Below are 13,873 nucleotides of genomic sequence, written 5' to 3'. Positions count from 1 at the left end.
GTTCGCCACCGCGGACGGGCCGGCCGCATGCGCCACGGGTCCTGTGACGGGCCGCGCCTCAGCGCAGGCCGAAGGCCCGGATCACCGTCTGGTGCACCGAGTTCCCCGCCGAGTCCCTGGCGGTTGCCCTCAGCGAGACGAAGGACGCCTTGTTCGGGGCGTCCAGGCGGAACCGCCCGTCACTGCCGCAGGCGGACTTGTGCCAGGTCCGGCCGTCGTCGTACGACAACTCCAGACCGACCGCCCCGATCCTGCCGGCGAGGCCGGCGCCCGGCAGGTGGGCGGCGGTGACGGACAGGGTGTCGTGCCGCCCGGTGCGCCCCGCCGCGTCCGTGGCGATCCCGTAGTCGAGCTGCACCAGCGGCAGTACGGCGGTGGCGGCGTCGGTCGGCGCCGCCGAGACGAAGTCCCACTCGGTGCGCGTGCGCGAGGAGTACGGCGTGTAGGTCACGTCGCGCTCACCGGTGACGACCAGCTTGTAGGGCAGCCTGCGGGCGCTGGGCGCGTCGCCCTGGACGGTCGTGAAGTCCCCCTGGCCCAGCTGGTCGGTGCCCTGGTAGAGGGTCTGCTGCTGGGTGCCTGCCGGGTCCTGGTTCCACCCGACGTGGTCGCCGCTGCCCCAGGCCGGGATGTCGATGTAGAGGTGGTCTCCGTTGCGGGTGGGCGGAAGGTTGTTGAAGAAGGTGTCGTTCAGGAAGGGACGCTGGATCGGCTTGAACCACTCCTCGGACTGCCTGCTGCCGGCCCGGTAGGCGGTCCTGGCTCCCTCTTCGAAGCCCATGTACTGGACGTATGCCTGCTGGTGCCAGCTGACGCCGGTGGTGGACACCCAGTCGGTCCGCTTCCCGTTCGCGGGCTCGGGCATGAGGGGGCCGGAGGACCAGTCGACGCCGTCGAGCCACTCGAAGCGGAACTCACTGGCGGGCACGTCCCGCTTCGGGCTTGCGAAGTCGACGTCGATCCGGGCCAGGTTCTTGGTGCCGCCCTTGACGGTCATCTTCGAGGGGATCTCGTTGTGCCAGACGTGCGCGAGGTCGTACACGTACGGGCTCGCGGTCTCGGACTCGACGGTGATCCTGGCCGCGCCGTCCTCGGCCTGCCGGATCAGCCTCTCCCCCTCCTCGGTGCCGAGAAGACCGACGTCGAGCGGGATCGGACGCTCGCCCAGCGGCGCGTAGGAGCGCAGTGGGCGGCCGTAGCCGGTCTCCACGACCAGCATGAGCTTCGCGCCCGCGGCGATCGCGTTGGCCGCCTGGTCGAATTCGTTGACGCCGTCGTCGCTGTGACGGACCACCACGGCCTTGCCGCGCGCGTCGAGGTCGGCGAAGTCCGCGGTCGACCCCTGGCCGGCGAAGACCAGCGGCAGCTTGTAGGTGCCCGTGGCCAGCGGTGTGATGCCTTCCTGGCGCAGGATGCCGGTGAACTCGTTTGTGCGGGTGGAGACGGCCAGAGCCGGCTTCTCGCCGCGCCAACGGGCCATCAGCCGGAAGTCCCCGTGGGTGACCTTGTGGGTGGTGGGCTGCGCCCAGATGCTGTCGTAGTACACGCCGTCGGCGGCCAGGCCCGACCTGACGCCGTTCATGACGCGGTTGTAGCCCAGCTTCTGGAACGTCACGTCGCTGCGCTGCGGGGTGGTCATGTCGATGCGCTCGGCCTTGGTGGCGTCGAACGTGACCGTGGTGTCACGGTCCACCATGACGTCGGGGTCGCCGAGCAGGGCCAGGCCCCTGGAGTGGGGACCGCCGGCGCCCCGGACCTCCTGGAAGGAGAGCACCGAGTACACGTCGTCGGGCAGGAGGATCTCCCCGGTGCCGGAGGGGCCGACGCCGATCAGGAGGGGGTCCTTGTCGCCCGCCCTGAGCAACCAGACGTCGCCGAACGTGGGATTGCCCTCGGAGTCCTTGAACGTCAGCGTCAGCTTGTGCATTGTGGCGAAGCCGAGGGAGACGGCGGTGTGCGTCACGGCATTGCCCGCCGTGTCCGTCGCGAGCACCTGGCCCGAGTAGCGGTTTGCGGCAGTGCCCGCGGAGCCGTCGATCGCCACCGTGACCTTGGTGGTGCCGTGCGCGGGAACCACGACACTGGAGGCCGACAGACGGAACATACCCGCCGGCGCCCGCGGGGCGTCGACGGACAGGGTGAGCGCGACCGGCGCGTCGGTGATGTTGGTGTAGGTCACCGGGCGCTGAAGGGCGCCTTCGTCCTCGTCCTGGGCGGCGTAGGCGGTCGCCGAGGCGAAGACCCCGGCATGTGCCGCAGCGGCGACGTCCAGCCGGCCGCTGCCTGCCTCGAAGGCGTCGTAGGCCGGGGTCTGCCGGGAACTGCTGGCCAGCAGGTCCTTCAACTGCGCACCGGTGAGCTCCGGATGGGCCGCGGCGAGCAGGGCGGCGGCGCCCGCGACGTGCGGGGCGGCCATCGACGTGCCGCTCATCGACTGGTAGGAGCCCTGGTCGTTGCCGTCGAACTGGGAGTTGGCCGCCAGGATGTCGACTCCGGGGGCGGTGATCTCCGGCTTCAGTGCGCCGTCGATGCGGGGGCCCCGGCTGGAGAAGGAGGCCAGCGCGTCGGTGGAGTCGACCGCACCCACGGTCAGGGCTGATGCGGCCGTACCGGGTGTCGCGATACTGCCCGGAGCGCCCGCGTTGCCTGCGGCGACCACGAACAGCGCGCCGGTCTCGGCGCTCAGCCGGTCCACGGCCAGGCTCATCGGGTCGGTCCCGTCGGACACGCCGGCACCGAGGCTCATGTTGATGATCCTGGCGTGCTGGTCGACGGCCGCCCACTCCATGCCGGCCAGGGCGAAGGAGATCTGTCCCGCGCCGAATCTGTCCAGCACCTTGCCGATGCGCAGCCGGGCGCCCGGAGCGACGCCCTTCTCCTTGCCGCCGGAGGCCGCACCGGTGCCGGCGATGATCGACGCGACATGGGTGCCGTGTCCGGCACGGTCGTCGGTGTCCTCTTCCTCCGGCACGAAGCTCTGCCGGCTCACGATGCGGTCCGCCAGGTCCGGGTGGCCCGCGTCCACGCCGGAGTCGAGGACGGCGACGTCCACGCCCTGCCCGGTGTCACCGCCCTGCCAGACCTGCGGGGCGCCGATCTGCGCGGTGCTGTCGGCGAGATCGGCGTGGATGGGGCCGTCGAGCCAGATGTGCGCGATGCCGCCGCCGAAGGACGGCCGGGCGTTCCGCGCGCGGGCCCCGTCCTCCGCAGCCGCCCCGGCCACGGACTTCCAGAAGTCGTCCGCGCGGGAGCGGTCGGCGGTCAGGGCGGCGCCCTGGATGCTGTCGAGGTTCCGTACCCGCGTCGCGCCCTCGGGGACGGCGGAAGCGCGGCGCGCGGCACCGGGCTGCGTGTAGGAGACGATCAGCGGCAACCGGTCGCGGTGCGCGTCGTCGTACCCGTTCGCGATCAGGTCGGTGATGTTGAACAGCTGCCGGTCCAGCGTGCCCTGGGCCAGGAAGGGCAGCACGGACTCGGGGTAGACGTACAGGTCGTCGCCCGAGGTCAGGACGCGGGTCCGCGTGGGAAGTCCGTCGGCGCCGCGGACGCTGACGGTGCCCCCGGACCGCCCCACCCCGCCGCCCGCCTGGCTGGTCGTCACGACATCGCCGGTGATCAGCGTGACGGAGTGCTCCCCGGCGGGCACATGTGCCGCGGCGGAGGAGGACGGGGGAGCGGGAGCGTCGGAAGGGGCGGCCGCGCGAGCCGTGACGGGGCTCGTGAGCGCGAGGACGGAAGCGCCGGCGATGACCGGCACGCTCCAGCGTCGTCTGTGGTGTCTCTTCAAGGTGTCCCCGGATAGGGTCCGGGCAGAGGACGAATCACCCTCTGCCGTTCAAGGGCGGCAACCGCAGCGGGTTGGCACCACCTGGGCGGGGTGATCATATGCACGCATGAATTCGCTGTGAAGAGTGGCGCTTCCTCATTGTGAACAGTGTGGCAATGGTGCGATTTCTCCCCGCGGGCCGCCTGTGACGGAGGTCGGCGATCCCGCATCCGTCCGAACGGGACCGCGCCATGTGGCCTGCGGCCACAACGGGTTGGCCGCGGCGCTCGGTTGGACCCGACCGCCCGCGTCGGTCCGCATGCAGACGTTGTGCATTGCGTGACACTGTTGTGTGTGCAAGATCACCACCGGGACGGCGCGTCCCGGCGGCGCCGCTTCCAGCCGCCCGGGGGCTCATCTGCCGGCCCGGGCGGAGCCCTTGCCTACGGCCGGTTGGCTACGACACGGCGGCGGGGCACGAGCCGGCCGTCTGCGTCATCGTCCAGCCGTCCCCGAGGACGTGGACGGTGTCGTGCGGCGGGGAGCCCGGCGTGGCGTCGGGCTTGGCCCCGGCGCCGCCGACCGCCGCCGCGGAGTGCAGCGCGGCGAGCGAGGTGCTCACGCTGGACACCGTGCAGGCGAGTTGCAGCATGGCCGGGTGGCTGAGCTGAGTGAGGCCCTTGGGGAGCTGGATGTAGACGGTGCCGTCGGCGTCTTCCTTCACCTGCGGCCCGTTCTTCAGGAAGGGCAGCTCCGTGGTGACGGTCGCGCTCTCGTCGGCGGTCGGGCCCCCGAACAGCATGGTGACGGCGTCCCCGACGTTCCCGGGGTCGGCCGACTTGCGTGCGTAGGCCCTCAGCTTGCCGTCCTGCAGGAAGTAGAGGGAGACGAGGGTCGGCTTCGCGGTCCGCGGGGTGGGGGAGGACATGCCGCCCGCCGGTTCGCCCGCCTCGATCACGCCGGTCGGGGGGACCCCGCAGGCCGTGAGTGTGAGCGCGGCCGCGAGCCCCGTCGTGAGCGCCGCCAGGCGCGCCCGCTTCACGGGGCACCCGCGCCGTCGGTGTCGCCGGCCGGCGCGGAGTCGCGCCGCAGCGGGAGTTCGACGGTGAACGCGGCGCCGCCCCAGGGCAGGTTGGCAGCGCCGACCCGGCCACCGTGCAGGTGCACGTTCTCCGCCGTGATGGCCAGGCCCAGCCCGTTGCTCTCGCTCCTGGTGCGTGAACTGCTCGCCTTGTAGAAGCGTTCGAAGATGTGCGGCATGGCTTCCTCGGCGATCCCCGGTCCGTTGTCGGTCACCTCGATGACGGCCCACGCGACGTCCGCGGACTCCTCCCGCACACCCATGGTCAGCCGAACCGGCGGCTCCCCGTGCCGCAGTGCGTTGCCGACCAGGTTGGCGAGCACCACGTCGAGCCGGCGCGGATCCACCCGCGCCCGCAGCACGCCGGGCGGGGGCAGTTGGGTCTCCACCCGGTCCTGCCACCCCCGGGCGGCCAGGGTGTGCTGTGCGAAGTCGGCCAGATCGATCTCGTCCACGTTGAGTTCGGCCGCGCCCGCGTCGAAGCGGGAGATCTCCATCAGGTCGTTCACCAGCACGGCCAGCCGGCTGGTCCCTTCGCTGATGAGCCGCAGCGCCTCGCCGGTCTCCCGGTCCAGGCGCAGCGCGCTCTCGTCCAGCACGTCCGTGACCGCCGACATCGCCGCCAGCGGCGTCCGCAGCTCGTGGGAGACGTCCGCGACGAAGCGGCGCGCCTGGGCCTCCATGCGGCGCAACTCGGCGACCGACCGTTCCAGCGCTGCCGCCGTGTGGTTGAAGGACTGCGAGAGGTCGGCCAGTTCGTCGGATCCGTTGACGGCCAGCCGGACGTCGAGGTGTCCCTCGGCCATCCTGCGCGTCGCCCCGCGCAGGGCCCGTACGGGACGCAGCACGCCGCTCGCGGCCAGCAGCGCGAGGACGACGGCGAGGCCCAGCGCCACCAGGGTGGCGTGCTCGATGGCGCTGACCATCGCCTTGACGTAGGCCTGTTCGGTGTCCTGCGGCACGATCAGGTACATCACGAGCCCGGAGAGGCTGCGTTCCGTGCCCTCGCCGCCGTAGGTGACGGGCATGCCGACGACGAGCCAGGGGCGCCCGTTGTCGTCCACCCGCTGGAAGACCGCGGCGCGCTTGGTCGCCACGGACCGGCGCAGTTCCGGCGTGATCTTGTCGAAGTCGGGACTGGTCGTGTAGGCCCGGAGCTTGCCGTACGTGGCCAGTACCCGCCATCCCTGGGACTGGTTGGCGCGCTGCACGTGGTTCACCGCTCCGTCCAGGGCATCCTGGTCCAGCGGCAGGGACGTGTAGACGGCGAGGTCGTCGACGCTGGCCCGGAACTGCCGGATGACGGCGTCCTGGCTCTGCTGCAGCACCCCCGTGCGCGCCTCCCGGAAGGTGACGGCCCCGGTGCTCAGGGCGCCGGCCATGGTCACCAGGACGAAGGCCACGACGAGACGGGAGCGCAGTCCCCGCAGCGGGAGGGGGACCTTCGCCAGTGCCGCCCGGTGGAACCGCCGCCACCCGGTGGTTCGCCCGCCGAGTACGGTCCCGGCGGTCTCGGTGTTCGCCTGCTTCCGGACGGCCCTTCGCGCCCGTGCGGATCCCCGGCGGCTCACGCGGTACCGAAGCGGTAACCGAAGCCGCGCACGGTCTGGATGTAGCGGGGGGCGCCGCCGAGCTCACCGAGCTTGCCGCGCAGTCGCTTCACGCAGGCGTCCACGAGCCGTATGTCGCCGTAGTAGCTGTGCTCCCAGACCGCCTCGAGGAGCTGCTGGCGGCTGAAGACCTGCCCGGGCGAGGCCGACAGGGTCAGCAGCAGCCGGAGTTCGGAGGGGGCGAGCGCGACGTTCTCGCCGCGGTGCGTCACCACGAGCCCGGCGCGGTCGATGGCCAGTTCGCCGTGCGACTCCGCCCTGGGCCGGAGGGCGTCGGAGACCGACGCGTCCTGCCGGCGCAGCACGGCACGTATGCGTGCGTCGAGCACGCGGGCCTGCACCGGTTTGACCACGTAGTCGTCGGCCCCGGCCTCGAGCCCCACGACGACGTCGATGTCGTCGCCCTTGGCGGTGACCATGATGATCGGCACCTGGTCGCGGTCCCGGATGCGTCGGCAGACGTCGAGGCCGGACATCCCCGGCAGCATCAGGTCGAGCACGACGACGTCCGGATGGAAGGGGCGGAGCTGTTCCAGTCCCTCCTCACCCGTTCCGGCGGCGAAGACTTCGTGTCCCTGGTGCCGTAGCCCCAATTGGACGGCCTTACGGACATCTGGGTCGTCTTCGACAATCAGGACTCGTGGCACTTCGCCAGTGTAAGCAGATCGCGATCGGCGACCGCCCCGGGAAGGAGCCCTCGCGGGAGCTGTTACAGAAGGGTCATACCCGCGGTGCGAGGCGGCTTTCCGGCCGCCGGACGACGTCGCGGGAGTGCCCGTTACCGTTTCGTGATGCTTCGAGCTCATGGCCATCATCTCGAATGACCAGGTTGAGCTGCCATGGATTCATCCCACCGCGCCGGACGCCACCGCACCTCCGGTCGCAGACGCCGTCCGCGCCGCCGGGTCCGGGGCTACGTGGTCGCGACGCTGGTGGTCGCCGGACTGCTCGGCTCCGTCGCGTTCTTCCTGGACGACGGGCGCAGCGAGGCCTCGGGCGGTGCGCGGCACCCGAGGAGCGTGGTGCACGTCACCCCCTCGCACCCAGCCTCGCCCACGCCGACGCCCACTCCCACGCCGACGCCCTCCCCGACGCCGAAGCCGACTCGCACCAGGATCGACGTCCCCGCGACGGGCAGCGGAACGTTCGTCACCGCGCGGGCCGGCGGCGAGAAGGTCGGGCAGGGACCGCGGCCGCTGCGCTACGTGGTCAAGGTCGAGACCGGTCTCGACGTCTCACCGGCCCAGGCGGCCGACGAGATCGCGGACATACTCGCCGCCCCCCGCGGCTGGACCCGCAACCCGGCCTACGCGTTCCAGTTGGTGGGCGCGGGGCAGCCGCACGACCTCACGGTGAGCATCGCCACACCGGGGACGGCCGACGCCCTGTGCTGGACGGGCATCCACCAGGACACCCGGGGCGAGTACAACTGCGAGATCCCCGGCGGGGTCGTGGTGAACCTCAAGCGCTGGGCCGAGGGCTCGCCCACGTTCAACGGTCCGATCCACGACTACCGGGCGCTGATCATCAACCACGAGATGGGGCACTTCCTGCACTACACGCACACGACGTGCGCGGGCCCCGGCCGACTGGCTCCCGTGATGATGCAGCAGATCAAGGGCCTGCACGGATGCGTCGCCAACGCCTGGCCCTACGACAGGAACGGCAAGTTCGTCACAGGGCCGCACGTGCCGTAACCCGTAACCCGTGGGACGCCCGGTCGTGGTGGGGCGGCCGTGGTGTGCGGGGCTCGCTGATACACGGTTGATGCGCGGCCGAGCGGCAGCGGATGCCCGGCGGCAATCCGCCTCGCGCATCATGGAGAGCCCTGTACCTGCGTCCGATGGGACATGATGTCGCTTTCCGTGACAGAGGGGGCGACGGCCCCGGCGCCCGTGGCGGTCCTGCTCGTCGAGGACGACGAGGTGATCCGCCGATCGGTCGCCATGGCGCTGGAACGCTACGGCTACCTCGTCACCTCGGCCGCCGACGGCCTGACCGGACTGGAACTGTTCCGGGAGGCCCGTCACGACCTGCTCCTGCTGGACGTGATGCTGCCGGGTCTGGACGGCATAGGGCTGTGCCGCAGGGTCAGGGAGACCAGCACGGATCCCATCCTGATGATGTCCGCGCGCGGCGACGCCCTGGACGTGGTCTCCGGCCTGGAGGCTGGCGCCGACGACTACGTGGTCAAACCCGTGGACACCGCGGTGCTGGTGGCCCGGATCCGCTCCCTGCTGCGGCGGGCGACCTTCACCCCGGTCGCCGCCCCGCCTCCGTCCGGCGCGGGGGCCCGGCCCGAGGAGCCCGGGCGGCCGGAGCTGCCGGAGGACCCCGGACGCCTCGTCTTCGGTGACCTGACGATCGACACCGCGGGCCTCGAGGTGTCCCGGGCGGGCGCACCGGTCGCCCTCGCCCCCACCGAACTGCGGCTGCTCCTCGAGTTCGCCGCGAACCCCGGTGTCGTACTGGACCGGAACACCTTGCTGCGCAACGTGTGGGACTACGGCTGGGACGGCGACAGCCGCGTGGTGGACCTCTGCGTGCAGCGGCTGCGGAAGAAGATCGGATCCGAACGGATCGAGACCGTCCGCGGGTTCGGCTACAAGTTGCGGCGCTGAGGTGGACACCGTACGCGACCTGCTCAACTGGCGTTCGCTGCGCTGGAAGATCGTCCTGCTCGTCGCCGTGGCCTGCTGCGCGATCGCGCTGACCGTCGGGGTGCTGGTCCACCGCAGCACACTGGAACGGTCGATGAACGACGGCGGTGCGAAGGCCACGACGCAGCTGGACCAGGTCCTCGAGGACCACCGGCGCGAGGGCGTGCCGCCCGCCGGGCTGGAGACCTCGCCCGAGGCCATGCCCGGTGAACTGCTCGACCGGCTGCGGCACGGGCAGGGGCCCAGTACCGGGTACGCCACCTGGTACGAGGGCGACAGCCCCGGGGACCACCCGGAGATGTGGGCGGCCCGGACGACCCGGGACGGCCCGGTGGCGATCTCGATCGACATGACGTCGGACCTGCTCACGCGGCGTGCCCTGGACCGGCACATGTGGAAGTACTCCCTGGTCGCGCTGGGCGTCGTCGTACCGCTGACGGCGCTCGCTGCCGAACTGCCCCATCGCAGGCTGCGGCGCGTGGCGTGGACCGCCCGCCGCATCGCGGCCGGTGACCTGGCCGCGCGGACCGCCGACGGCCGCGCCGGCCGCGGGGGCGACGAGATCACCGAGATCTCCGCCACCGTGGACTCCATGGCCGACAGCCTGCTCGGGCGGCTGACGGCCGAACAGCGCTTCACCGCCGACGTCGCCCATGAACTGCGCACCCCGCTCATGGGGTTGGTCACCGCGAGCGGGCTGCTGCCCGAAGGGGAGGCCACCGACCTCGTCCGGGACCGGGTAGGGGTGCTGCGGGTCCTGGTGGAGGACCTGCTGGAGATCTCGCGGCTGGACGCGGGCGCCGAGCGGGCCGAACTCAGGCCGGTGCCGCTGGCCGAGGTGGTCGAGGAGTCGCTGGCCCGTACCGGACTGCCGACGCGGTTCACCACGGACGGCACCGGGTACGCCGGGACCGACCCGCGCCGGCTGGACCGGATCGTGGCCAACCTCGTCGTCAACGCCCACCGGCACGGCGGCGGGCGCGTCGAGGTCGCCGTGGCGGGCACCACCGTGACCGTGCGGGACCACGGTCCGGGCTTCCCGCGCGAGCTTCTCGCGGACGGCCCCCAGCGGTTCCGCACCGGGGCGTCGGAGCGGGGGCGGGGCCAAGGTCTCGGGCTGACCATCGCCGTCGGCCAGGCCCGGGTCATCGGCGCGTCCCTGTCCTTCGCCAACGCCCCCGACGGCGGTGCCGTCGCCACGCTCCGGCTGCCCGCGGCCGGCTGAGCCACCGCGGGGCCGGCGGGCGATGCCGGTGCGCGATGCCGGTGCGCGGCAGCGTTGATACACGACGGATGACCGGTCGAGCGGTGGCGGAGGCACGGTGACGGCCGGGCCGACACCGGCGCGCCCCACGGTGGGCGGTGTGCGTGAGAGCCACGCCGTGACCCCGTGGAGGTGCCCCGTCCATGCGTCCGATCCCCGAACCCCGAGACCGCGACACGGAGCGTTCGCAGCAGCCGGCGATCGCCGGACCGTGGAACCCGCCGAGCGGTACACGCCGCCCCCGGCGCGTGCCCGTGCCGGTCGCGGCCGGTGCGGCCGCCCTGCTCACCCTGATCGTCCTGGGCGCGCTGGTCGTCATCACGGGCCACGGCGGCGAGGGAGACGGTGCGTCCGGGAACGGCGGCCACCGCGCAGGACGATCGGAGCTCCGCCCCCCGGTGTCGCTGCCCTGGCCGCGGCAGGGGCAGGCCAGCGTGCTGGTCGAGGGGCTCGGTGACCGTGGTGACCTCGGGAACCGGGGCACGCAGAACCCGGTGCCGATCGCCAGCGTCACCAAGGTGATGACCGCGTACGTGATCCTGCGCGACCACCCGCTGCGCGTCGGGGCGTCGGGCCCCCGGATTTCCGTCGACCAGCAGGCTTCGGACGAGTCCGTGTCCGGCGTGGAGTCCAGCGTGCCACTGAGACTGGGACAGCGGCTGGGCGAACGGCGGCTGCTGGAACTGATGCTGATCCCCTCCGGCAACAACGTGGCACGGCTGCTGGCCCGTTGGGATGCGGGGACACAGGAGGCGTTCGTCGCCAAGATGAACCGGGCAGCCCACGGCCTCGGCATGGACCGGACCACCTACACCGGGGCCAGCGGCATCGAGCCCACGACCACCAGCACCTCCGGCGACCAGCTGAAGCTGGCCCGGGAAGTCATGCGCGACCCGGTGTTCAGGGCCGTCGTCGCCCAGCCCGGCACCACCGTGCCCGGTGTGCCCGGCACCGTCCACAACACCAACACCCTGCTCGGCACCTCCGGGGTGATCGGGCTCAAGACCGGCTCCAGCACCCCCGCGGGCGGCGCCTTGATGTGGGCGGCCAACGCACCCGACCGCCGCGGGCACGGCCATCTCGCGCTCGGCGTCGTCCTGCACCAGCGTCCCGGCACCAGCCCCCAGGAGGGCCTGACCGCCGTCCTGGGCGCCGGCCACACCCTGGTGGAGGGCGTACGACGGTGGGTGGCCGGCGCCGGAGCCACGTCGGCGGCCGGCGTGCCGTCCGGGGACCGGTGAGCCGGCCGTGACCACCCTCCTCCGCACCCCCGGCGCCCCGCCGGAACCCGACCGCGGACGACGGGCCGCCCGGTGCCCCGGCATGTGGCGGCGGGGACGCTTCCAGGCCGCCTTCGCGGCGGTGGCCGCACTCGTGATGCTCGGCCACGCCCACGTCCCCAACGCGGCCGGCCACCTCGGCAGCCTCGTCGAGACCTTCCTTCCCTGGACCGGCCTGGCCGTTCCGTTCCTGCTGCTGTGCGCGCTGCTGCGACGTTCGGCGACGGCCGCCGTCGCCGTGGTGCTGCCCACCCTCGTCTGGTGCTCGCTCTTCGGGGGCACGCTCACCGACAAGCGCGCGTCCGGCGGGAACTTCACCGTGGTGACGCACAACGCCAACGAGGAGAACCCGGACCCGGCGCACACGGCTCGTGCCCTGGCGGCCTCCGGCGCGGACCTGGTGGCCATCGAGGAACTGGGCGACAACGCACCGGCGTACGGCACCGCGCTGCGTGCCCGATACCCCTACCACTCGGTGCAGGGCACGGTCGGCCTGTGGAGCCGCTACCCGCTCTCCGGCGCCCGGACGGTCGACATCGCCCCCTGGCCGCGGGCCCTGCGCGCGACCGTCCGCACCCCCAAGGGGCCCGTCGCCGTCTACGTCGCCCACCTGCTGTCCGTCCGGTTCACACCGCTGTACGGCTTCGGCACGGGCGCGCGGGACAGCGCCGCGCGCGCCCTGGCCGCCGCATTGCGTGCCGAACCCCTGCCCCGCACCCTGCTCATGGGCGACTTCAACGGCACCACGGACGACCGGGCCCTGTCCGCGGTCACCTCCCAACTGCGTTCGGTCCAGGCCGAGTCCGGTGCCGGGTTCGGTCCGACCTGGCCGGCGTCCTTTCCCGTGGCCCGGATCGACCACATCCTGGTGCGCGGCATGGAACCGTGCTCGGCCTGGACCCTCCCGGCCACCGGCAGCGACCATTTGCCGGTCGCGGCATCCGTCCGTCTCTAGACGATCCAGGGCAGTCCGGATGACGCACCGCGCGAACGACCCCGCGCCGGGCGCTGCACGTACGGGTGGACCTGGCCGCCGGGACGGCGCGTGGTCGTCACCGGAGAGTGTGACGACCAGGGCGGCCAAGGCAGTGACACGGCGGACGGAGCGGCGACGTTTCAGCTCAAGGTCGACCGGAGCCCATGGCTGATCTAGCCGCTATCGGGGCTGGGGTGGCAGCGAGGGCAGGTCGTCACTTCGGGCATACGCAAGGCGATTTCGAGCTCGTGCCGGTTGATCCAGCCTCCGGCCGCGTCCGGGCAGTCACCGAGGTGGACCACGCCGCGAAGGGAACCGCCCCTGGGAACGTGCTGGAGGCGGTAGCCGGTGCCCCCTTCGGCAGAGGAGCTCGCCTCTCCGGCCGGCGCCGGTGGGGCTACCGCGGCAGACTCATCCATCGTCTCGCGGATCCTGGCATCGACAGCGTCGAGCTGCAGCTGCAGGTAGAGGCGGATCACCCGTAGCCGATTCAGATCCGGAGGCAGCTCGCCCACATGATCGACTGTACGGCGAGGCGGAGTGCCGGGCCAGCGCGTGATCCAGGCAACGCCTCCTGGGGCGGCGCCGCGTCGCCGGACATCAAGGGAGCCGTGCGGGCGATCAGAGTATCGCGAAGCACGTAGGTGCCGGTGAAGTGGCGCTCGTTGCCGCACGTGCACTCGTAAATACCGCGGACGGGGACTTTCTCACCCGGGTGACGCAGACGGTCGGTCTCGTCCATGAGGACCTCCTCGCCGATCGGGGTCCAGTGGGGAGGGGACCCCGATCCACAAGGGCGATCACCGCCGATGGCCGGCCGACCGGCCCCGGGAGCCACCGTACGAGCAGGAACGGGGTGCGGTGGCTCCGTACGGACGCCTTGCCTTGTCGGTGCCTGCGAAACGCCCGAGAACTGAATTGCTCAGTGCCGAACCGACTCGCTGGCCTGGATACGACAGTCCGCTCGTGTGCCGTGGCGCTGCGCACCTCAGGGCGGACTGCCCGTCCGCAGCCATGACCCTGCACGGCCAGGCGGGCGACAGCGGGAACAATCGCGAAGGGTGCGCTGGCGGTTGGATGGGGCACGCCGGGCAGGCAGGCCCAGGGCGTCTCAGGAGAGCCGCAAGCTGGGCGACGCGAACGCGCGAAGCACCCTCGCCCGTGCGGGCGCCGGAACCGGTGGGCGAGGATGCCCTCCCAGCGTGCGCCCCTGTCACCCCCTGGGCACCCTGGCGG

Annotated in this window: 11 protein-coding genes; 5 read left to right on the top strand and 6 right to left on the bottom strand. The window is 72.2% G+C overall.

Annotation, left to right across the window (positions count from 1 at the left end; all coding sequences use genetic code 11):
* Window positions 1–58: 58 nt before the first annotated feature.
* The 4 genes from ACFW3D_RS32890 to ACFW3D_RS32875 form a co-directional block, all read right to left on the bottom strand.
* Window positions 59–3,787: a S8 family serine peptidase gene (locus ACFW3D_RS32890; RefSeq protein ID WP_500510518.1), complete on the bottom strand. Its 3,729-nt coding sequence runs from the start codon at window positions 3,785–3,787 to the stop codon at window positions 59–61.
* Window positions 3,788–4,223: 436 nt separating this feature from the next.
* Window positions 4,224–4,808, bottom strand: a complete 585-nt coding sequence (locus tag ACFW3D_RS32885; protein ID WP_500510516.1) for a hypothetical protein — start codon at window positions 4,806–4,808, stop codon at window positions 4,224–4,226.
* Window positions 4,805–6,418: a sensor histidine kinase gene (locus tag ACFW3D_RS32880; RefSeq protein ID WP_500510514.1), complete on the bottom strand. Its 1,614-nt coding sequence runs from the start codon at window positions 6,416–6,418 to the stop codon at window positions 4,805–4,807. Before ACFW3D_RS32880 ends, ACFW3D_RS32885 begins: the two co-directional genes overlap by 4 nt.
* Window positions 6,415–7,104 carry a response regulator gene (locus tag ACFW3D_RS32875; RefSeq protein ID WP_500510511.1) on the bottom strand — a complete coding sequence of 230 codons (690 nt, stop codon included), beginning with the start codon at window positions 7,102–7,104 and terminating at the stop codon, window positions 6,415–6,417. The genes ACFW3D_RS32880 and ACFW3D_RS32875 overlap by 4 nt, the downstream gene beginning before the upstream one ends.
* Window positions 7,105–7,296: 192 nt before the next feature.
* Between ACFW3D_RS32875 and ACFW3D_RS32870 the strand changes: the two genes are divergently transcribed.
* From ACFW3D_RS32870 to ACFW3D_RS32850, 5 genes are all read left to right on the top strand, one after another.
* On the top strand, window positions 7,297–8,154 hold the full coding sequence (locus tag ACFW3D_RS32870; RefSeq protein WP_500510508.1) for a DUF3152 domain-containing protein: 858 nt from the start codon (window positions 7,297–7,299) through the stop codon (window positions 8,152–8,154).
* 156 nt (window positions 8,155–8,310) lie between these two features.
* On the top strand, window positions 8,311–9,078 hold the full coding sequence (gene cseB / locus ACFW3D_RS32865; RefSeq protein WP_500510526.1) for a two-component system response regulator CseB: 768 nt from the start codon (window positions 8,311–8,313) through the stop codon (window positions 9,076–9,078).
* A gap of 1 nt (window position 9,079) precedes the next feature.
* A complete protein-coding gene (locus ACFW3D_RS32860) occupies window positions 9,080–10,342 on the top strand; it encodes an ATP-binding protein (RefSeq protein ID WP_500510506.1) in 1,263 nt (420 codons plus the stop codon).
* 182 nt (window positions 10,343–10,524) lie between these two features.
* A complete protein-coding gene (locus ACFW3D_RS32855; protein ID WP_500510505.1) occupies window positions 10,525–11,622 on the top strand; it encodes a D-alanyl-D-alanine carboxypeptidase family protein in 1,098 nt (365 codons plus the stop codon).
* Between the two features lie 82 nt (window positions 11,623–11,704).
* Window positions 11,705–12,616, top strand: coding sequence for an endonuclease/exonuclease/phosphatase family protein (locus ACFW3D_RS32850; RefSeq protein ID WP_500510523.1), 912 nt, complete (start codon window positions 11,705–11,707; stop codon window positions 12,614–12,616).
* Between the two features lie 194 nt (window positions 12,617–12,810).
* On the opposite strand, the gene ACFW3D_RS32845 is transcribed toward ACFW3D_RS32850, so the two are convergent.
* Window positions 12,811–13,152 (bottom strand): hypothetical protein, encoded by a 342-nt coding sequence (locus tag ACFW3D_RS32845; protein WP_500510502.1) that lies wholly within the window; start codon window positions 13,150–13,152, stop codon window positions 12,811–12,813.
* The gene (locus ACFW3D_RS32840) at window positions 13,128–13,379 is read right to left on the bottom strand and encodes a hypothetical protein (protein WP_500510500.1); all 252 of its coding nucleotides are present in this window, start codon (window positions 13,377–13,379) and stop codon (window positions 13,128–13,130) included. The genes ACFW3D_RS32845 and ACFW3D_RS32840 overlap by 25 nt, the downstream gene beginning before the upstream one ends.
* Window positions 13,380–13,873 lie beyond the last annotated feature (494 nt).

The organism is Streptomyces sp. NPDC058864, from assembly GCF_042742985.1.
In the GTDB taxonomy this organism is placed as follows: Bacteria; Actinomycetota; Actinomycetes; order Streptomycetales; family Streptomycetaceae; genus Actinacidiphila.
Note: the sequence above shows the minus strand (reverse complement) of the source record. Positions and strands in the feature narration are given on the sequence as shown.

Coding starts and splice junctions, on each gene's coding strand:
- ACFW3D_RS32870 (WP_500510508.1), top strand. CDS start 7,297: ATGGATTCATCCCACCGCGCCGGACGCCACCGCACCTCCGGTCGCAGA.
- cseB (WP_500510526.1), top strand. CDS start 8,311: ATGTCGCTTTCCGTGACAGAGGGGGCGACGGCCCCGGCGCCCGTGGCG.
- ACFW3D_RS32855 (WP_500510505.1), top strand. CDS start 10,525: ATGCGTCCGATCCCCGAACCCCGAGACCGCGACACGGAGCGTTCGCAG.
- ACFW3D_RS32850 (WP_500510523.1), top strand. CDS start 11,705: ATGTGGCGGCGGGGACGCTTCCAGGCCGCCTTCGCGGCGGTGGCCGCA.
- ACFW3D_RS32840 (WP_500510500.1), bottom strand. CDS start 13,379: ATGGACGAGACCGACCGTCTGCGTCACCCGGGTGAGAAAGTCCCCGTC.